This is a genomic window from Achromobacter sp. ACM02, assembly GCF_014851605.1.
GTDB classification, from domain to species: domain Bacteria; phylum Pseudomonadota; class Gammaproteobacteria; order Burkholderiales; family Burkholderiaceae_B; genus Achromobacter; species Achromobacter aegrifaciens.
On record NZ_JACUZY010000004.1, the window covers coordinates 337,467 to 354,387 of the forward strand.

Sequence of the window (16,921 nt, forward strand, 5' to 3'; positions counted from 1 at the left end):
GCAAACTCGATGCGACTGCGTGCCGCCGGACACCACGATTACACCGATGACGCAGCTGTTCCAAGGGCTGCGGCCAGCAAATCGGCCAGGCCACGCCCGGCCCTGCCATCTTCATCAAGACGCGGATTGTAGATAGTGATCTCAAGGCCAACGGCCTTGCCGCTCGACAGGGCAATCCGCAGCGTGGCCGTCAGCTCTTCCCACGACAAGCCGCCAGGCACGCGGAAATCGACGGCCGGCATGATGGCGTCGTCAAGACAGTCTGCGTCGAGGTGGATAAAGAAACCATCCAGCTCTGCTCGCGTCAGATGATCGACTGCCTGCCGCGCAGCAGCCTCGATGCCCATCGAACGCACTGCGGGGAGATCAAGCGTCTTGAGCGCTTCAGGGAGCGGCTGGCTGCCGTACTCTTCCTGGTCCTCATGATCGCGATACGCGAACGCAACGGCGTCTTCAGGGCGGACCAACGGCCCGCGCCCTTCGATGTCGGCCAATAACGGCGGACCATGGCCGGTGACGAAGGCAAGATCCATCGAAGCGCCTTCGCCGTTGGGTTCCGCCTCCGGTTGGAAAAAGTCCGCGTTGCCGTCGATGAAGAGCAGACCGTAACGGCCGCGCCTGCGCAACGCGAGCATGGAACCCAGCAGGATTGTGCAATCGCCGCCTAGCAGCACCGGAAACTCGCCCGCATCAAGCAGCGCGCCCACCGCGTCGGCAAGCTTGGGCGACCACGCCGCAATGGCCTTGGCGTTCAGGGTGCCGGTCTCGGGATCCGGCGTCGGATTCTTGGGAGGCACGGCAAGTCGCCCGGCGCGGCGTGCACGGATGCGCTCAGCAAGGCCGTGGGCCAGCAGCTGATCAGGCAGGCATTCCACACCGTCGGTCGCCAAGCCTAGCGTGGAAGGGGCTTCGAGGATTGCATAGGAGAGAGTCGGCATCAGCGCCTCCGGGGCGGCCATTCCGCAAAAAATATGATGCCAGACTACAAACTGCGGCGCGAAAGCTCAATCCGACACCGTATCTTCCGTTTCCCTACGGAGACGCGGGCGGCTCCCATGACCCGTGCGAGCCCTGGAGCAAGACCCTCAAGCCTGCGCGCGGCGCGGCAGCCAGCGCCAGAACACGCCGGCCGCCACCAGCCCCAGCGTGCCGACACCGAACGATGCGCCGCCGAGCGACACCAGGGCGGTCAGCACCGACAGCGCCACGGGTCCGCCGCTTGAGCCAAGGTCGGCCATGAAACGCCAGATGCCGAGGAACTGCGTGCGCGCGCCCGCTGGGGCGGCGTCGGCGCCCAACGTCATGACGATGCCCGATCCGATGCCGTTGCCGAAGCCCAGCAGCGCCGACACCAGGATGAAGCTCGCCACCCCGTCGGTAAGCGGGATCGCCATCAGGCTCAGCCCCATCAGCAGCGTGCAAGGCAATGCCACCCACAAGCGGCCGCGCTGGTCCATCACTTTGCCCGCCGGATAGAACACCGACATATCGACTGCGGCGACCAGCCCGTAGATGAGCGAAGTGGTGGCGGCGTCGAGGCCCAGGTGGTCTGCCCACAGGGGAATCACCACCTGGCGCGACGCGCGCAGCGCGCTGATCAGCATCACGCCCACGCCGAGCGTGGCGTACACGCCGCGATGGTCGCGCGCAACCTCGCCCATGCGCGCGCGCGGCGCGCCCGTGCTCGCGCCCGCCGAAGGCTCGATGTCAGGCGCCTTGATGGCGATGAGTCCTGCGCCGAGCATGGCGCAGATGGCAATCCAATAGGCGCCATCCAGCCCCACGAAATGAATCAGGGCCGCACCCGCGAACGGGCCGAAGAAAGTACCGATCCGCGTCGTACCGCCGAGCGTGGACAGGGCGCGCGCCCTGTACGCTAGCGGCACGACCTCGATCATGTAGCTCTGGCGCGCCAGCTGAAACACCGACTGCGCGCACCCTTGCATCAGCATGGCCAACGCCAGCACCCAGAGGTTGGGCACGCCAATCACGAGCAGCAGGCCGACCACGCTCAACACCGCCGCGCCAGCCATGGCGCGCTTCTCGCCGAAGCGATGGGTGATCAGCGCGGACGGAATATTGGAAAGCAGCGAGCCAACCCCGATGAGGGCGGCTATCAGGCCGGCGGTGGCTATCGACGCTCCTTGATCGCGGGCGGTGAGCGCGATCACGGGAAGAATGGCGCCGTTGCTGATGCCATAGAGTAGCGACGGGCCGAACGCCGGCACGGCGATCTGCTTCAGATTGAACGAATCGGGTTGCGACATGGCGGGAGAATGGGAGACCGGCCGCCTATCCGCCGCCTTGCCACAGGGCACGGGACCGGTCCGGCGGACATTGGCGCGGGATGCCGGAAGTGTAGCTGGCGCCCCTCGCGCCCGCCTGTCGGCCAGCTGACAGCCGCCGCGTCTCTCGCCAGCTGTTCAACGTCCGGCAGATACCGGCTTTCCCTTCCCGGCGAAGCTGGCCGCATCGCTTGACAATCCTTGACTGTTGAGGCCTGGCGATACATTGCAACACACTGTAATCTTTTTCCATACAAATTGTGTCGGCCGAACATGCGCTCGACTGTGTACCGTTCCAAGTATTCGCCTGACCATGCCCGCAACCCTTCTTGAATGGTCCGTGCCTGCAGCGATCCTGATGTGCGCCATCGGACTCTGCGCTGCACGCTTCATCGGCTTCAATACGCTCCGGTGGGGCTGCGCCCTGGCCAGCCTGGGCGCAGGCTACGCCATCATGCTGGTGCAGGCCAGCGCACTTTCCCCATATAAACAGGTTGTCGAGGATGCTTTCATTCTGGGCGGCGTCATCCTCGCCTGTCGCGCCCTCCAGAGCCGCAGGCGCAGCCAGGTTCCCCCCTACTTCGATGCTGCGGTCCTGCTTGCCTCGACGGCGATGGTAGTTGTCTCGGTAGTGCTGTTTGCCAGTGCGAAGCTGGAAACGTTCTTCGTGCAAGCCTGTTGCGCGCTCGTGACCTGGCGGGCCACGCTGTCCTTCGCCAGGCATGCCGTGACCACGTCGGACAGGGTGCTCACCGCCGCGTTCCTCTTCATCTCCCTCGTCTTGACGGGCCAGTGCATCCTGTACATTGCCGCCCCGATTCCGCCGCTCTCAACGGGCGAATGGAGAACGTCGGTCTGGGGCATCCTGATCCAATACACCGGACTGCTCGGAAGCATAGTCCTGACCTTCGCGGTCTTCATCGCGACGAGCTACGACGCCATAGAGAAGTACCGTCGCCACGCCCATACCGACGCCTTGACGGGCCTGCTGAACCGCCAAGGACTCGATAGTCTGCTTGCCTCCGGGCGCGCATTCTCGGATGCGGCAACGCCGACCGCGCTGATCATGGCCGACATCGACAACTTCAAGCGCATCAACGATGTCTTCGGCCACGCGTTTGGCGACATGGTGCTTGCCCGATTCGGCGCCCTGCTCAGGCCGCTAACGGACACCCGCATCCATGCGGCCCGGCTGGGAGGAGAAGAATTCCTGCTGCTGCTGCCCACGGCAAGCCTGGAAAGCGCCACCGCAATCGCCGAAGAGATCCGTGCCAGTTTCGTGGCGCAGCGCTGGACGCCACAGGTTCCAGATTCCTGTTTCACCGCAAGCATGGGAGTGACCGTCGTGCAGGCAGGAGAACCTTTCGCCAGCGCGTTGAAACGGGCAGACGACCTGCTTTACGAGGCGAAGCGACGAGGACGGAACTGCACGGTTGCGGGCATGGCGCCGGCCGAGGCCGGGCATGGCCGCCACGCGCCTGGCGACAACGCAAGCACTCAAGCGTGTTGCGCACAGGCATGAAGTCGCCGGCTCGGCCCGCGCCGCCCGCAGAGATCCCGGCAGGGTTCAATGCGGCGGGCAGCGCGCCGCGCTCATAGCGTCATGACCGGCTCGTCTTCGATTCGAAAGAACAAGGCGCTCGGCCCCATGATGCCCGTTCCGTCGAGATACTCGAAGGCAACGCGCTGGCCCGGCGCGGCAGCTTGCCCTAAATGCTCGACCCGGTACATCACGCCCCCGATGCGATAGTTGTGAACCAGCGTGGAAATGTTCGAGTTGGACGCGCGCACGCGATAGGTCACGACTTCCTCGACCAAGCCGCGTACCCCGTGCTTGTAGCGGGCCCGCTTCAGCCTGGGGCTGCGCATGCCCAGCACGAATCCCGTGAGAACGAAGAATGCGGCCAGCAGGATCAAGGGCCCCAGGAACAGGCTGCCGACCAGCGGGGCCAGGGCGAGCACGTAGAAGAACTTGCGCAGGCTCAATTCTTCCTTGCGCACGGCCTCGCGGTCGGAATTGCTGACTTCCTCGACCGAATTCCAGGCCTGCGCGCTCATCGGGTACTCGGCCAGCAACAGCACGGGTGGCGCGTCGGGGTCCAGCGTCAGCAAGTGCAGGCGCACGGGTAGGTCCGTCAGCGCCACGGCCGTCACAGGCCGGAAACCTTCTCGAGTGTCCCTGGCGATCTCGTTCCAAAACGGCAGAGCTACGTCCACGCGCTGTTCGCCGAAGACGTAGCAGATGCCGGGACTCCCGGCCGGACCAAAACCGGTCAGGTGCCCGGAAACGATCTGCTTGGGTACACGCCCCTTCAACACCCGATTGAAGCGGCGCCAGGCTTGCGGCAGGCGCAGCAACCTGCGTCCAAGAAAGACCGCGAAGCAAGTCATCGCCACTGTGCACAACAGGATCACCACGCCGTCAGCGCCGCGGCGCAGGCTGCGATCGGACGCGCCAAGCACGACGAACATGATCGCGCTGCTCGCCAGCAGCAGGAACATCAGCCCCGCGAACACGGCCGTCAGGAATCTGCCGCGACGGCCACGGCGCAGCAGCACGATGTCCTCATCGGCCAGGGGTTCTTCCGTGACTTGCAGCATTGCGCTCATGCTACCCCGGCAGCTTGCGCTGCTTGCGCGCCGCACGTTCGGCCAGCCGCCGCGCCATATCCTGCTGGCGCTGCAGCAGATCGGCTATCTGCTCGGCGTAGAGGTCGGTGAGGTCGCCGGTCAGCGGCTCCACATCGGTCAAGTCATCGATCGCCACGACCGTCCCCGCCTGATCCACGCCCCAGATCCGGCTGCCGTCACCCACGACCTTCAGCACGGGCAGGATGCCGGGCAAACCGGCCTCGGCAAGCTGGCGCTGCTGCGCCGAGATGCTGGCCCATTCGGGCAACTCCGGCGCATCGATGCCCAACAGCACCAGGCCGCGCCAGAAAGTCCAGGCGGGGCCGACTTCGAATTCCTTCGCATGCGGCCAGACTTCCTCGCGCACCATCACGCACAGGCCGTTGGTACGCTGGCAGAAGGCCGCAAACGCCGAAGGCAGCGGGAAGCCTACAGCGGCTTCCAGCCCGGCGATCGCCTCCGCATCGGGCGCGGGCGCGGCCACGACCTCGAAATGCTCGGTGTCCACGGGATCCAGGATTTCCCACATGCGTTGATGAAACTGTTCGGCGGTCATGGTCATGCAAGCATCCTGAAGCTAAGAAAAGTCCTGGTTCGCCGCGAAAGCGGGAGCCTTGAAAGCGCACCACTATATCTTTGATTGCGGCGGCAAGCGCTTCCACGACCTGCGCACACACCTCGACCTGCCTGGCCGCCATGACCGTTCAGCCCCGCCGGCCAAACAGCATCGCCAATCCGAACAGCGCTCCCAGCCCGCCAACGATAGCCAGCGACATCGACGGTTCGCGCAAGCTCAGCGCCATGACAGCCACACCCGCCCCCAGCACGATGATCAACAGGCCCACCAGGCGTCCTGCCGTGGAACCATAGAAATGTGTGCGGCGCGCCGCCTGCGTACCGGCGGGCTGGCGCGTATGCCACGCCGCCAAGGCCTGCTCAAACTCGCGCAACAGACGTTCACGTGTGGGCCGGTCCACTGCACTGACCAGCAACGTCGGCAGGCCGGGACGGACCAGCTTGAGATAATCGTCGGTGCCCCAGCGGGACAATTGGGCGAAGGCGACGGCGGAGCGGCGCGAAAACTCCAGCCCTTCGGACGTCACCTTGACGGTATTGCGTGTGGGAAAGCCCTTGAACGCCACCAGCGGCGGCGCCAGCAACCCCAGCACCGCCAGCACAACCGCCAGAACAATCGGCCCACGGTTGAACACCACCAGCATGAAGCTGCCCGCCGCCAGGGCGAAGGCCAACGGCACCGACAACTGGTGCCATCGGGTATAGACCGAGACCTGAATCCCGTCGTTGCTAGTCATGTTTGAGCCAATTCCATGTCGACTTCTCCGTGAATGACGCACGTGTCACGATCAGAGTGTAATCATGCGCCTGTGCGGAACCTGACGCGGCATTGCCTCCAAGCGCCAAGAGGCCGCTTTGGATACGGTGGCTCGGATCAGGATTCGCAGATCCAGTCCGCAGGCCGGTCATCCGCCGCGAAGCGTACGGCCGGCCAATAGCCATCCATGAACCAGGTCGCGTCGCGCGGCGCCAGGTGCAGCACGTAGCCCCCGTCGGCCGCGACGATCAGGTCGGATGGCGTGAAGTGTTCCAGGAACGTCACAGGGGGATCTTCGGGGTCGCCGGTGTCGCGTCCCGCCTGCCAGAGGAATTGCAACGCGGCGTCGCGGTGCGTCGCCAGCGCTTGAGCGATCGAGCGGGCCCGCTCCAGCAGCGGCGCCGCCGCCTGCTGATCGGCTGCGAGCAGCACCACGCGCAGCCGGCCTCCGTCGGCGGTCGCGCAGTCCAGCCAAGTTTCCTGGGCCGGCATGTTGTCGTGGGTATAGGGCTGCATGGAAGGTCCGCCTATCGGCGCTGTCGCGCCTCGGCGCGACGCCGGCCGACGTGCATGATGGCCATGCCCGAGATCGCAAGGGCGGCGCCGATGAACAGATTCGCGGGCGTGGCTTCGCCCAGCCAAAGGCTGGAGAACAGCACGCCGAAGACGGGCACCAGCGTGATGTAGCCCGACGCCGCGCCGGCGCCCAGCGCCTTCACGCCTTCGAAGTACCAGGCGTAGGCGATCGCGGTCGCCCCGAACGCCAAAGCCAGCAGGCTGCCCCAGGCGCTGGCCGGCGCCTGCCCCAGCTTCTGCCAGGCGGGAACGCCTTCCACGATCAGACTGGTGAGCAGCAGCATCAGCGCGCCAATCACGGTGGTCACCGTGGTGGTGGTCAGGGCGTCCACGCCTTTGAGCACCAGCCGGCCGATCAGGGTGTAGGCCACCCAGCAGGCCACGCAACCGAGCAGCAGCAGTTCGCCGATGCCTACGCCGGAGCCGGCGGCTGCTTGTGAAACCCCGCCGCCGATGGCGATATACGCACCGATGGCCGAAAGGACCATGCCGGCCAGGATGGCTGGATTGAGATGTTCGCGGAACAGGATCGCCGCCAGCAACAGCGTCGCGCCGGGGTTCAGCGTCACCACGATCGCGGCCTTGCCGGCCGGCACCAGCTGCAGGCTCAACATGAAGAAGCTGGAGTAGCCAAAGACGCCCGCCAACGCGGCGGCGGCCAGGCCAAGCCATTGGTTGCGCGTCAGGGACTTAAGGCCGCGCAGCGCCGAGGCGCGATGCATCCACAGAACCAGCACCACGCTGGCGAACAGGAACCGCAGGCTGGCCGCGGCCAATGGAGCCATGGCCTGGGCGACGACCTTGCCCCAGGACCACGACGCGCCCCAGAGCGCGGCCATGCCGACCAGGCGCAGGTGCGTGGCCATCAGCGTATTTTTCATCTGTGCTTCGAAGGTGAGCTGCGGTGGTCGCGCGGGGCGACGGTGAAAAGCAATGCGTCGAGGTTGTCTATCCGTGACAGCCGTCAGCGCGCATGCGGGATTTTAGCTGGCGCAGTTTCAACGCGATATTGCAGTATGGCTTCTTCGCACGGTCAAAGGCTCCTCAGGAAATCGACGAGCGCCTTGTTGACTGCCTCGGGGGCTTCCTGTTGCAACCAATGCCCCGCGCCGGGAATGACTTCAGCAGCGCGCAGTTGGGGAACGAGGGCCGGCATGGCCGCGATGATCTGGTCCATGCCGGGAATCGCCAGGCCCGTATCCCTTTCCCCTACGAGATAAAGCGCAGGCACATCCACCGTCTTTCCCTCAAAGGCCCCCTGCAGCGCCCAATTGCGGTCCAGATTCCGGTAATAGTTGAGGCCGCCACGAAAACCGCTGGCGGTGTAGCTTTGGACAAAGGTCGCCAGATCCGATGGAGTAAGCCAGGCCGGCAACGTCTGGGGGACAGGCAGCGAATCGAGCAGGCCACGGCCAGCGGCTACCATGCCAAACGGATTGGGCGTGGCGGGGTCGTCACGCGTCCCGGCGTCGCCCGATGCCGCGAAGTAGATGGCGCGCAGGGTCGCGCTGATGTCGCGCTCGAACTCCTCTTCAGCAACTCCCGGCTCGTTGAAGTAATGCGTGTAAAACGCAGCGGACTCGGTTCTGGGGAAGAGGCGGCTGGGTGCAACCGGCGCTCTGCGCATCATGGGAACGCCCAGGGCGACGACGGCCCGAAAGCGGTCCGGACGCAGTTGGGCTGCCTGCCATGCGATGCTGGCGCCCCAATCGCCCCCCACGATCACCGCATCATCGGCCCCCTCGCTTTCGATAAGCGCGACCAGGTCGCCGATGACATCCAATGTTGTGAACGCCGCCACATCCGCCGGACTGTCGCTGGCGCCATAACCGCGCAAATCCGGGGCCACGGCGCGGAATCCCGCACGGACCAGGGCGGGCAGCTGATGGCGCCAGGCATAAGCGGTCTCGGGAAAGCCGTGGCACAGCACGACGAGTGGACCTTCGCCCTGGGCCGTGACATTGAGCGTGATGCCGTTGACGGTCACATCGCGTGTTTCAAGGTCGATCATCGGGCAAGCTCTCAAGAAGTATCCGGTGCAGCTAGAATACCGTAACATCTGTAGTTACGGTAATTGATCCCATGGCCAATGACACCCGCCTTGCCCGTCTGCTGCATGTCTTGATCCACATGCATTTGCGCGGCGGCACGACCACTTCTGGAACGCTGGCCCAGATGCTGCATACGAATGAGGTGGTGGTGCGCCGATCCATGGCGGCGCTGCGTACCGCCGGCATGGTGACCTCCACGGGCGGGCGCAACGGCGGCTGGGTACTGGCCAGGGGACTGGAAACCATCACCGCGCGCGATGTCCATGAAGCCATCGCCCATGGCACGGTCTTTACCATCGGGCCAGCCGACGACAATCCTGCCTGCCCCGTGGAACGAGCCGCGAACCAATTGGTGGCGGATTCCCTGCGCGAAGGCGAGCATGCCTTGCTGCAACGCTTGGGCGCGGTATCGCTTTCCGAGCTTGCCGCGGAGATTGCCTCGCGCGAGGAAGGATGACGCCGTAGAGTCGAATGAGCTGCGCAGGCAGAGCGTTTATCGTTGTTCTATCTACTGTTCCTTCAGCCCCAACGACTTCATCAACGGGGCGAACAATTTCTTTTCGTCCTGCACGCGCGCGGCATAGTCCGCCACACGCAGCGGTAGCGCCTCGGCGCCCGCATCGAGAAAGCGCGCCTGGATCTCCGGCCTCGCAAGCACTTTATTGATTTCGGCGTTCATGCGATCGACCACGTCATCGCGGGTGCCAGCGGCGGCATACACGCCAAACAGGCTGTCTGCGAAAACACCGTCGATGCCGACCTCGGAAAAGGTTCGTATGTCGGGCGCCACGGCAGCGCGTTGCCGGCTTGCCACCGCAAGTACCTTCAGTTTGCCCGCTTGCACCATGGGAAAGACCGTGGCGGGTCCAAACGCGAAGTCGATCTGGCCCGCTGCCAGGTCTTGTATCGCCGGCGCCACGCCGCGATAAGGCGCATGGGTAGCCTGCATGCCAGTAGCCTGCTTGAGCAGCTCGCCGGCCAGATGCGGCGTCGTGCCGTTTCCGGCCGAACCGTAATTGAGAGGAGCGGGCTGCTTGCGCGCATATTCCACGAATTCTTCGAGCGTATCGACGCCAAGCGAGGACCGGACAAACAGGAACAACTGGCTGTTGGCCAGCAAGGCAACCGGCCGCAGGTCCCGCTGCGGATCGAACGGCATGCTGGCGAACATCAGTGGATTGACCGATTCGGTCGTCGATGGATTGAGCAGGAAGGTATGGTTGTCTCCACCGTTGCGCACAACCTCGGCGCCCGCCAAGTTGCCGCCCGCACCGCCCCGATTCTCCACGATAACGGTCTGCTTCAATGCTTCGGCCAAGTGCGGCTGCACCGTGCGTGCCAGCACGTCGACCAGCCCTCCGGGCGCCAGCCCCACGACCAGGCGCACGGGCTTGACGGGCCAGGCCTGAGATGGTGTTTGCGCATGACTGCCCGTGGCCCAGCCAGTCAGCGCCAGCACCATCATGGCCAGACAACGTCTACGCAACAGCATTCGATTCTCCCTATGGGGGCTCACCCCGCGATCCCGCGTACGGTGCGTCACATGCCGCACCACGGAGAACCGCCTCGATGCCTCATGCGGCGGCGATCCCGCGTCTGCCGCTCATTCTTCACAAAAGTTTAGGCTTAAAGAATCCCGGATTACCCTAATTTTCCAGCGGCACGGGCGGCGTATCACGCTACCTCCCACAACGCCGCTGTCACACCCAGCAACAGCAGCATCGCCGACGTAATGAACCACCGCACGGTTTTCCGGTATTCATTCTCGGCTTCATCCTCCAGACGCAAGGCGCGGTAGAGAGCAATTATCTGCAGCAGGCTGGCGAGCAACAGGGACACGCCGGGCAGCACGGACAGCGCGCTCCAATCGCCCGGCGCGTCGAAGCCCCAGTAGCGCAGGAAACCCAGCGAAAAGCCCAGCAATACCGTGATGGCCGTAATCAATCCAGCCCGAAAACCCTGGGGCAGTGGCCCGTGGTTGCGGGTCCGTACCGCGTCGTCGCCTGGCGTTTCCGGTGTCATCATTGAGATATTCCGCACTGAGTACGCTACGGCCCACCCGCTACCGGTTTATGTGGGAGCCAAACCTGAACTCCTGCCTTCACTCGAGGCCAGGTTGAATTGATTATGGCTGCTATCACAGCGTACTGGGGCTGTTTCCCTCCCCGTGTTTGCACGCCTGTCCTTTGTCGCCGTGCTTGCCGGCTGCTCGTCTAACTTCGGCCTCAATGAAGTTAGACGCCATCCAGCTCCCCAATATGTAACAACCCCCCCCCTCCCCCTTGAACCCTAGAACATCATCCCTATAATTAGCACTCGACACCGGTGAGTGCTAACAAGCATTCCCGGGCCTAACCGATCATTTCCTTCTCTTTTTTGCAACAGGAGTTCCTCATGGCCTTGCGTCCCCTGGGCGATCGCGTGATCGTCAAACGCCTCGAAAACGAGCGCAAGACTGCATCGGGCATCGTTATCCCCGACAGCGCCGCTGAAAAGCCCGACCAGGGTGAAGTCGTGGCCGTCGGCCCCGGCAAGAAGACCGAAGACGGCAAGATCCTGCCGGTCGACCTGAAGGCTGGCGACAAGGTGCTGTTCGGCAAGTACGCCGGCCAGTCCGTGAAGGTTGACGGCGAAGAGCTGCTCGTCATCCGCGAGGACGAAATCCTCGCCGTGGTCCAGTAAACCCCGCCTCAAACGAATTTTCGAAGGAAGCTAAGAAATGGCTGCCAAGCAAGTACTGTTCGGTGACGACGCCCGCGTGCGCATCGTCCGCGGCGTGAATGTTCTCGCCAACGCTGTCAAGACCACCCTGGGCCCCAAGGGTCGCAACGTCGTGCTGGAGCGCTCGTTCGGCGCCCCGACCGTGACCAAGGACGGCGTGTCCGTCGCCAAGGAAATCGAACTGAAGGACAAGTTCGAAAACATCGGCGCCCAGCTGGTCAAGGACGTTGCCTCCAAGACCTCCGACAACGCCGGTGACGGCACCACCACCGCCACCGTGCTGGCCCAGGCCATCGTCATGGAAGGCCTGAAGTACGTTGCCGCCGGTTTCAACCCGATCGACCTGAAGCGCGGCATCGACAAGGCTGTCGCCGCCGCCGTCGCTGAACTGAAGAAGCAATCCAAGCCGGTCACGACCAGCAAGGAAATCGCCCAGGTCGGCTCGATCTCCGCCAACAGCGACACCTCCATCGGCCAGATCATCGCTGACGCGATGGACAAGGTCGGCAAGGAAGGCGTCATCACCGTCGAAGACGGCAAGTCGCTGGAAAACGAGCTGGACGTCGTCGAAGGCATGCAATTCGACCGCGGCTACCTGTCGCCCTACTTCATCAACAACCCGGACAAGCAAGTTGCCGCTCTGGAAGATCCGTTTGTCCTGATTTTCGACAAGAAGATCAGCAACATCCGCGACCTGCTGCCCGTGCTGGAACAAGTTGCCAAGTCGAGCCGTCCGCTGCTGATCATCGCTGAAGACGTCGAAGGCGAAGCCCTGGCTACCCTGGTTGTGAACAACATCCGCGGCATCCTGAAGACGACCGCAGTCAAGGCTCCTGGCTTCGGCGACCGCCGCAAGGCCATGCTGGAAGACATCGCCATCCTGACGGGCGGCACGGTGATCTCCGAAGAAACCGGCATGTCGCTGGAAAAGGCCGGCCTGGCTGAACTGGGCCAAGCCAAGCGCATCGAAGTGGGCAAGGAAAACACGACCATCATCGACGGCGCTGGCGACAGCAAGTCGATCGAAGCTCGCGTCAAGCAAATCCGCGTCCAGATCGAAGAAGCCACGTCCGACTACGACCGTGAAAAGCTGCAAGAACGCGTGGCCAAGCTGGCCGGCGGCGTTGCCGTGATTCGCGTTGGCGCTGCCACCGAAGTCGAAATGAAGGAAAAGAAGGCTCGCGTCGAAGACGCCCTGCACGCCACCCGCGCTGCAGTGGAAGAAGGCGTTGTGGCTGGCGGCGGCGTTGCTCTGCTGCGCGCCAAGCAAGCCATCGCTGACCTGAAGGGCGACACGCCTGACCAGAACGCCGGCATCAAGCTGATCCTGCGTGCTGTGGAAGAGCCGCTGCGCACCATCGTCACCAACGCCGGCGAAGAAGCCAGCGTGGTCGTCAACACCGTGCTGAACGGCAAGGGCAACTACGGCTACAACGCCGCGACCGGCGAGTACACCGACCTGGTCGAGCAAGGCGTGCTGGATCCCACCAAGGTGACCCGCACCGCCCTGCAGAACGCCGCTTCCGTCGCCAGCCTGCTGCTGACCGCCGAAGCTGCCGTGGTCGAACTGGCCGAAGACAAGCCCGCTGCTCCGGCCATGCCCGGCGGCATGGGCGGCATGGGCGGCATGGACTTCTAAGTCCCGCCATCCTTGCAAGGCCTCCCCGGCTCCGGCCGGGGAATGCAGTATCCCGAAAAACCCCCGGTCCTTCGCCCCGGGGGTTTTTCTTTTTTCCGCAACGCGGCCTCGCCAAAGAACACGTTTGCGCACAATCTGCGGGTTTCGCCGCAGCGCATGCGTCCCTACAATGAAGGCTCCCTCAGAACGAGCCGAGTCCCATGCGTTTGCCCCCGACCCTGTTGCGCGCCCTGCGTCCGTCCGAAATCGGCGGGCTGTTGATGGACTCGGCCAAACAGTGGTCCACCCATCGCGCCTCCAGCAAGGGCGCGGCGCTGGCGCTGTACATGGTGTTTTCGCTTGCGCCCATGCTGATCCTGGTGATCGCGGTGGCGGGCGCGTTCTTCGGCGAAGACGCGGTGCGCTCGGAGTTGTTCTCACAACTGCGCGAGCTGACCGGCGAGCGCGGCGCTGAAGTCATCCAGACGGTGCTGGCCAGCGCCCATGAATCAGGCAAGGGCTGGATCGCGGCGCTGATATCGATCTTCGTGCTGATCTTCAGCGCCACCACGGCCTTCGCGGAACTGAAGGCCAGCCTGGACGAACTGTGGGAAGTCTCCGCCAACCAGAAAGGCGGGCTGCACGGCATGGTCCGCAGCCGCATGCTGTCGTTCGGCCTGGTGCTGGTGCTGGCGCTATTCCTCTTGATATCGCTGACGGTGAACGCCGCGCTCGGAGCCGCACGGGGTTATTACGGCGATCTCTGGACGGCTTCGTCCTTCGCCCTGGTGGCGGAGTGGATTTCCAGCCTGTTTTCCTTCTCCATCGTGGTGGCGCTGTTCGCGGTCATCTACAAGCTGCTGCCAAGCGCGAAGATCTCGTGGCCGGACGTGATCCCGGGCGCCATCGTGACCGCGGCGCTGTTCCTGGTGGGCAAGTGGGGCATCGGCGTCTATCTCAGCCGGGGCGCAGCGGTGTCGGCCTACGGCGCGGCGGGGTCGCTGATCGCGCTGCTGCTGTGGATCTACTATTCGGCGCAGATCTTCTTCTTCGGTGCGGTGTTCACGCGCCAGTTCGCGCTGCGCTTCGGCAGGAAGAGCGCGCCCGCGTCGGACTCGGCGCCTGCAGCGGACGCCTGAATCAGACGCGCTCAGGCATCGTCCTGCTGCTCCAGCCCCGCCATCAGGCGCAGGCATTTCAGGAACACGGGCCGCAAATCCTCAGGGATGGGCGCCAGGACCTCCGCCTCGACCGCAGCATCCTGCGGCAGAATGCGCGCCAACAGAGCAATGCCCTCTTCCGTGATCTCCAGCGCATAGGCGCGCCCGTCCTGGGCCGAGCGCTTACGGCGCACGTAGCCCTTTTTGGTCATGCGCGCGATCATTTCAGCGAAGGAATTGCGGTCCAGCGCGATCAGTTCGGCGATGCGGTTCTGGGTCGCGCCCGGATTCTGATAGACGGTGATAAGCAACGCCTTCTGGCGCGGGGTCAGGTCTTCGTCGGGAAAGGCCTGGGCGAACAGGGCTTCGGCCCGGAAATGGGCCCGGCGCAGCAGATGGGATGCGACCTGGGTCAGGTCGAACGCCTGCAGGGCCTGGGGTGCGGCCTGCTTGGCACGGGCGGGTCTGGCGTTGGCGGTCATCGGGCTTCCAAGGAATACGCCTGGCGATTGTAGGCGCAGGCGTGCGCAAAGTCGGAGATGGCGAGGAAACCTTGCGCTTCTCCGGATCCGCCAATATAGTACGTATACGTATTTATTTTGCATCCAGACCGAGCCCTGCACATGACGATCCGACAATTGCGCAACTACATCGACGGCCGCTTCGAAGACGGCGCGTCCACCTTCGACAAGCACAGCCCGGTGGACGGGCGCCTGGTCGCCCAGGTCCACGAAGCCAACCGCGACCAGATCGACCGCGCGGTGGCGGCGGCGCACCGAGCCCTGCCCGCCTGGGCGGCGCTGTCGGTGGCCGAGCGCACCGATCATCTGCTGGCCCTGGCCGACGGCATCACGCGGCGCTTCGACGATTTCCTGCAGGCCGAGATCGGAGACACCGGCAAGCCGGTGGGCTGGGCAGGCAAGATCGACATTCCGCGCGGGGCCGCCAATTTCCGCGCCTTCGCGGAACTGGCGCGCACGCTGGACATGGAAAGCTACATGACGGATACGCCCGATGGCCGCCAGGCGCTGAACTACGCCTACCGCAAGCCGCTGGGCGTGGTGGGCGTGATTTCGCCCTGGAACCTGCCGCTCCTGTTGCTGACCTGGAAGGTGGCGCCGGCGCTGGCATTCGGCAATACGGTGATCATGAAGCCGTCCGAAGTCACGCCCTCCACGGCCACGCTGCTGGCCGAGGTCGCGCATGAGGCCGGACTGCCTGCCGGCGTGCTGAACCTGGCGCATGGCTTCGGACCTGGCTCGGCGGGCGAATTCATGACCACCCATCCGGACATCGACGGCATCACCTTCACGGGCGAGTCGGCCACGGGCGCGGCCATCATGCGAGCCGTGGCGCCGGGCGTGAAGCCGGTGTCGTTCGAGCTGGGCGGCAAGAACGCGGCGCTGGTGTTCGCCGATGCGGATTTCGATGCCGCGGTGGACGGCGTGACGCAATCGGTGTTCGCCAACTGCGGGCAGGTCTGCCTGTGCACCGAGCGCGTCTACGTCGAACGCCCGATCTATGAGCGCTTCGTCGCCGCGCTGGCGGCGCGCGCGGAAGCCCTGCGCATCGGCTGGCCCATGGATCCGGCCACCGAGATGGGACCGCTGGTGTCGCGCGAGCATCGCGAGAAGGTGCTGTCGTACTTCGCCCTGGCGCGCGAGGAAGGCGCGACGGTGGTGTCCGGCGGCGGCGTGCCGATATTCGGCGATGCGCGCGACGAAGGCGCCTACGTGCAGCCCACGATCTGGACCGGCCTGCCCGAGACCGCCCGCTGCATCAAGGAGGAAGTCTTCGGCCCGGTCTGCCACGTGGCGCCCTTCGACACCGAAGAAGAAGCCATCAGACTGGCCAACGACACGCGCTACGGCCTGGCTGCGGCCGTCTGGACGCAGAACCTCACGCGCGGCCACCGCGTGGCGCAGGCCATGAAGGTCGGCCTGGCCTGGGTCAACTGCTGGTTCCTGCGCGACCTGCGCACGCCGTTCGGCGGCAGCGGCCTATCGGGCATCGGCCGTGAAGGCGGACGCCATTCGCTGCATTTCTATACCGAACCCACCAATGTCTGCATTAAGCTCTGACCACCCCACGCAAAGGAAGACGCGATGAACCAACCCCAGCCCGGCGTCAGCGCCACCGTCGTCGCCGGCAAGGCCACGCCCCGCGGCAAGTATCCGCACATCAAGCGCGCCGGCGATTTCCTGTATGTCTCCGGCACCAGCTCCCGCTTGCCCGACAACCGCATCGCGGGCGCCGAGGTCGACGCCATGGGCACCGCCATGCTGGACATCCGGGTGCAGACGCGCGCCGTCATCGAGAACATCCGCGACATCCTGGCCACGGCCGATGCGACGCTGGCCGACGTGGTCGAGATCAGCACCTTCCTCGTCAACATGAATGATTTCGGCGGCTACAACCAGGTGTACGGCGAGTACTTCGACTCCGACGGTCCGGCCCGTACCACCGTCGCCGTGCATCAGCTGCCGCACCCGCAGCTGCTGATCGAGATCAAGGCGGTCGCCTACAAGCCGCAAGTGCGCTAGCGG

18 protein-coding genes are annotated in these 16,921 nt (G+C 64.6%); 7 read left to right on the forward strand and 11 right to left on the reverse strand.

Going from position 1 to position 16,921, the window contains the following annotated elements:
* Positions 1-38: 38 nt before the first annotated feature.
* Both IB258_RS14105 and IB258_RS14110 read right to left on the reverse strand, forming a co-directional pair.
* A complete protein-coding gene (locus IB258_RS14105) occupies positions 39-938 on the reverse strand; it encodes an arginase family protein (RefSeq protein WP_175212576.1) in 900 nt (299 codons plus the stop codon).
* 147 nt (positions 939-1,085) lie between these two features.
* The gene (locus IB258_RS14110; protein WP_192352752.1) at positions 1,086-2,267 is read right to left on the reverse strand and encodes an MFS transporter; all 1,182 of its coding nucleotides are present in this window, start codon (positions 2,265-2,267) and stop codon (positions 1,086-1,088) included.
* Between the two features lie 331 nt (positions 2,268-2,598).
* Between IB258_RS14110 and IB258_RS14115 the strand changes: the two genes are divergently transcribed.
* On the forward strand, positions 2,599-3,807 hold the full coding sequence (locus tag IB258_RS14115; protein WP_175212577.1) for a GGDEF domain-containing protein: 1,209 nt from the start codon (positions 2,599-2,601) through the stop codon (positions 3,805-3,807).
* Positions 3,808-3,878: 71 nt separating this feature from the next.
* On the opposite strand, the gene IB258_RS14120 is transcribed toward IB258_RS14115, so the two are convergent.
* The 6 genes from IB258_RS14120 to IB258_RS14145 all read right to left on the reverse strand — a co-directional run bounded on the left by IB258_RS14120 (position 3,879) and on the right by IB258_RS14145 (position 8,836).
* Positions 3,879-4,895: a hypothetical protein gene (locus IB258_RS14120; RefSeq protein WP_192352753.1), complete on the reverse strand. Its 1,017-nt coding sequence runs from the start codon at positions 4,893-4,895 to the stop codon at positions 3,879-3,881.
* A gap of 1 nt (position 4,896) precedes the next feature.
* The gene (locus IB258_RS14125) at positions 4,897-5,478 is read right to left on the reverse strand and encodes an SMI1/KNR4 family protein (RefSeq protein ID WP_192352754.1); all 582 of its coding nucleotides are present in this window, start codon (positions 5,476-5,478) and stop codon (positions 4,897-4,899) included.
* 142 nt (positions 5,479-5,620) lie between these two features.
* Positions 5,621-6,229 (reverse strand): hypothetical protein, encoded by a 609-nt coding sequence (locus IB258_RS14130; RefSeq protein WP_192329320.1) that lies wholly within the window; start codon positions 6,227-6,229, stop codon positions 5,621-5,623.
* A 137-nt stretch (positions 6,230-6,366) separates the two neighbouring features.
* A complete protein-coding gene (locus tag IB258_RS14135; protein ID WP_192352755.1) occupies positions 6,367-6,765 on the reverse strand; it encodes a hypothetical protein in 399 nt (132 codons plus the stop codon).
* 11 nt (positions 6,766-6,776) lie between these two features.
* Positions 6,777-7,706, reverse strand: coding sequence for a DMT family transporter (locus tag IB258_RS14140; protein WP_054451900.1), 930 nt, complete (start codon positions 7,704-7,706; stop codon positions 6,777-6,779).
* Positions 7,707-7,858: 152 nt separating this feature from the next.
* Complete coding sequence (locus IB258_RS14145) at positions 7,859-8,836, reverse strand: alpha/beta fold hydrolase (RefSeq protein WP_192352756.1); 978 nt, start codon at positions 8,834-8,836, stop codon at positions 7,859-7,861.
* Positions 8,837-8,907: 71 nt separating this feature from the next.
* Here IB258_RS14145 and IB258_RS14150 point away from each other — a divergent pair, with 71 nt between their 5' ends.
* Positions 8,908-9,333 (forward strand): Rrf2 family transcriptional regulator, encoded by a 426-nt coding sequence (locus IB258_RS14150; protein ID WP_054451902.1) that lies wholly within the window; start codon positions 8,908-8,910, stop codon positions 9,331-9,333.
* A gap of 51 nt (positions 9,334-9,384) precedes the next feature.
* Here the strand turns inward: IB258_RS14150 and IB258_RS14155 are convergent, their stop codons facing one another.
* On the reverse strand, positions 9,385-10,368 hold the full coding sequence (locus IB258_RS14155; RefSeq protein WP_192352757.1) for a tripartite tricarboxylate transporter substrate-binding protein: 984 nt from the start codon (positions 10,366-10,368) through the stop codon (positions 9,385-9,387).
* A 182-nt stretch (positions 10,369-10,550) separates the two neighbouring features.
* Positions 10,551-10,901: a hypothetical protein gene (locus IB258_RS14160; RefSeq protein ID WP_054451904.1), complete on the reverse strand. Its 351-nt coding sequence runs from the start codon at positions 10,899-10,901 to the stop codon at positions 10,551-10,553.
* Between the two features lie 369 nt (positions 10,902-11,270).
* On the opposite strand from IB258_RS14160, the gene groES reads away from it, so the two are divergent.
* From groES to IB258_RS14175, 3 genes are all read left to right on the forward strand, one after another.
* Entirely contained in the window at positions 11,271-11,558 is a 288-nt protein-coding gene (groES, locus tag IB258_RS14165; RefSeq protein WP_006221616.1) for a co-chaperone GroES, read from the forward strand.
* Positions 11,559-11,595: 37 nt separating this feature from the next.
* Positions 11,596-13,236 (forward strand): chaperonin GroEL, encoded by a 1,641-nt coding sequence (gene groL / locus IB258_RS14170; protein ID WP_054451905.1) that lies wholly within the window; start codon positions 11,596-11,598, stop codon positions 13,234-13,236.
* A 200-nt stretch (positions 13,237-13,436) separates the two neighbouring features.
* Positions 13,437-14,354 (forward strand): YihY/virulence factor BrkB family protein, encoded by a 918-nt coding sequence (locus IB258_RS14175; protein WP_054451906.1) that lies wholly within the window; start codon positions 13,437-13,439, stop codon positions 14,352-14,354.
* A gap of 11 nt (positions 14,355-14,365) precedes the next feature.
* On the opposite strand, the gene IB258_RS14180 is transcribed toward IB258_RS14175, so the two are convergent.
* Entirely contained in the window at positions 14,366-14,857 is a 492-nt protein-coding gene (locus IB258_RS14180) for a MarR family winged helix-turn-helix transcriptional regulator (protein WP_119452006.1), read from the reverse strand.
* A 141-nt stretch (positions 14,858-14,998) separates the two neighbouring features.
* Here IB258_RS14180 and IB258_RS14185 point away from each other — a divergent pair, with 141 nt between their 5' ends.
* Both IB258_RS14185 and IB258_RS14190 read left to right on the forward strand, forming a co-directional pair.
* Positions 14,999-16,456 carry a 2-hydroxymuconic semialdehyde dehydrogenase gene (locus tag IB258_RS14185; protein ID WP_192352758.1) on the forward strand — a complete coding sequence of 486 codons (1,458 nt, stop codon included), beginning with the start codon at positions 14,999-15,001 and terminating at the stop codon, positions 16,454-16,456.
* 24 nt (positions 16,457-16,480) lie between these two features.
* Complete coding sequence (locus tag IB258_RS14190; protein ID WP_054451909.1) at positions 16,481-16,918, forward strand: RidA family protein; 438 nt, start codon at positions 16,481-16,483, stop codon at positions 16,916-16,918.
* Positions 16,919-16,921: the final 3 nt, after the last annotated feature.

Excerpts from the sequence above, each read along its gene's own strand:
- IB258_RS14105 (WP_175212576.1), bottom strand. The coding sequence starts at position 938 with ATGCCGACTCTCTCCTATGCAATCCTCGAAGCCCCTTCCACGCTAGGC.
- IB258_RS14110 (WP_192352752.1), bottom strand. The coding sequence starts at position 2,267 with ATGTCGCAACCCGATTCGTTCAATCTGAAGCAGATCGCCGTGCCGGCG.
- IB258_RS14115 (WP_175212577.1), top strand. The coding sequence starts at position 2,599 with ATGCCCGCAACCCTTCTTGAATGGTCCGTGCCTGCAGCGATCCTGATG.
- IB258_RS14120 (WP_192352753.1), bottom strand. The coding sequence starts at position 4,895 with ATGAGCGCAATGCTGCAAGTCACGGAAGAACCCCTGGCCGATGAGGAC.
- IB258_RS14125 (WP_192352754.1), bottom strand. The coding sequence starts at position 5,478 with ATGACCATGACCGCCGAACAGTTTCATCAACGCATGTGGGAAATCCTG.
- IB258_RS14130 (WP_192329320.1), bottom strand. The coding sequence starts at position 6,229 with ATGACTAGCAACGACGGGATTCAGGTCTCGGTCTATACCCGATGGCAC.
- IB258_RS14135 (WP_192352755.1), bottom strand. The coding sequence starts at position 6,765 with ATGCAGCCCTATACCCACGACAACATGCCGGCCCAGGAAACTTGGCTG.
- IB258_RS14140 (WP_054451900.1), bottom strand. The coding sequence starts at position 7,706 with ATGAAAAATACGCTGATGGCCACGCACCTGCGCCTGGTCGGCATGGCC.
- IB258_RS14145 (WP_192352756.1), bottom strand. The coding sequence starts at position 8,836 with ATGATCGACCTTGAAACACGCGATGTGACCGTCAACGGCATCACGCTC.
- IB258_RS14150 (WP_054451902.1), top strand. The coding sequence starts at position 8,908 with ATGGCCAATGACACCCGCCTTGCCCGTCTGCTGCATGTCTTGATCCAC.
- IB258_RS14155 (WP_192352757.1), bottom strand. The coding sequence starts at position 10,368 with ATGCTGTTGCGTAGACGTTGTCTGGCCATGATGGTGCTGGCGCTGACT.
- IB258_RS14160 (WP_054451904.1), bottom strand. The coding sequence starts at position 10,901 with ATGATGACACCGGAAACGCCAGGCGACGACGCGGTACGGACCCGCAAC.
- groES (WP_006221616.1), top strand. The coding sequence starts at position 11,271 with ATGGCCTTGCGTCCCCTGGGCGATCGCGTGATCGTCAAACGCCTCGAA.
- groL (WP_054451905.1), top strand. The coding sequence starts at position 11,596 with ATGGCTGCCAAGCAAGTACTGTTCGGTGACGACGCCCGCGTGCGCATC.
- IB258_RS14175 (WP_054451906.1), top strand. The coding sequence starts at position 13,437 with ATGCGTTTGCCCCCGACCCTGTTGCGCGCCCTGCGTCCGTCCGAAATC.
- IB258_RS14180 (WP_119452006.1), bottom strand. The coding sequence starts at position 14,857 with ATGACCGCCAACGCCAGACCCGCCCGTGCCAAGCAGGCCGCACCCCAG.
- IB258_RS14185 (WP_192352758.1), top strand. The coding sequence starts at position 14,999 with ATGACGATCCGACAATTGCGCAACTACATCGACGGCCGCTTCGAAGAC.
- IB258_RS14190 (WP_054451909.1), top strand. The coding sequence starts at position 16,481 with ATGAACCAACCCCAGCCCGGCGTCAGCGCCACCGTCGTCGCCGGCAAG.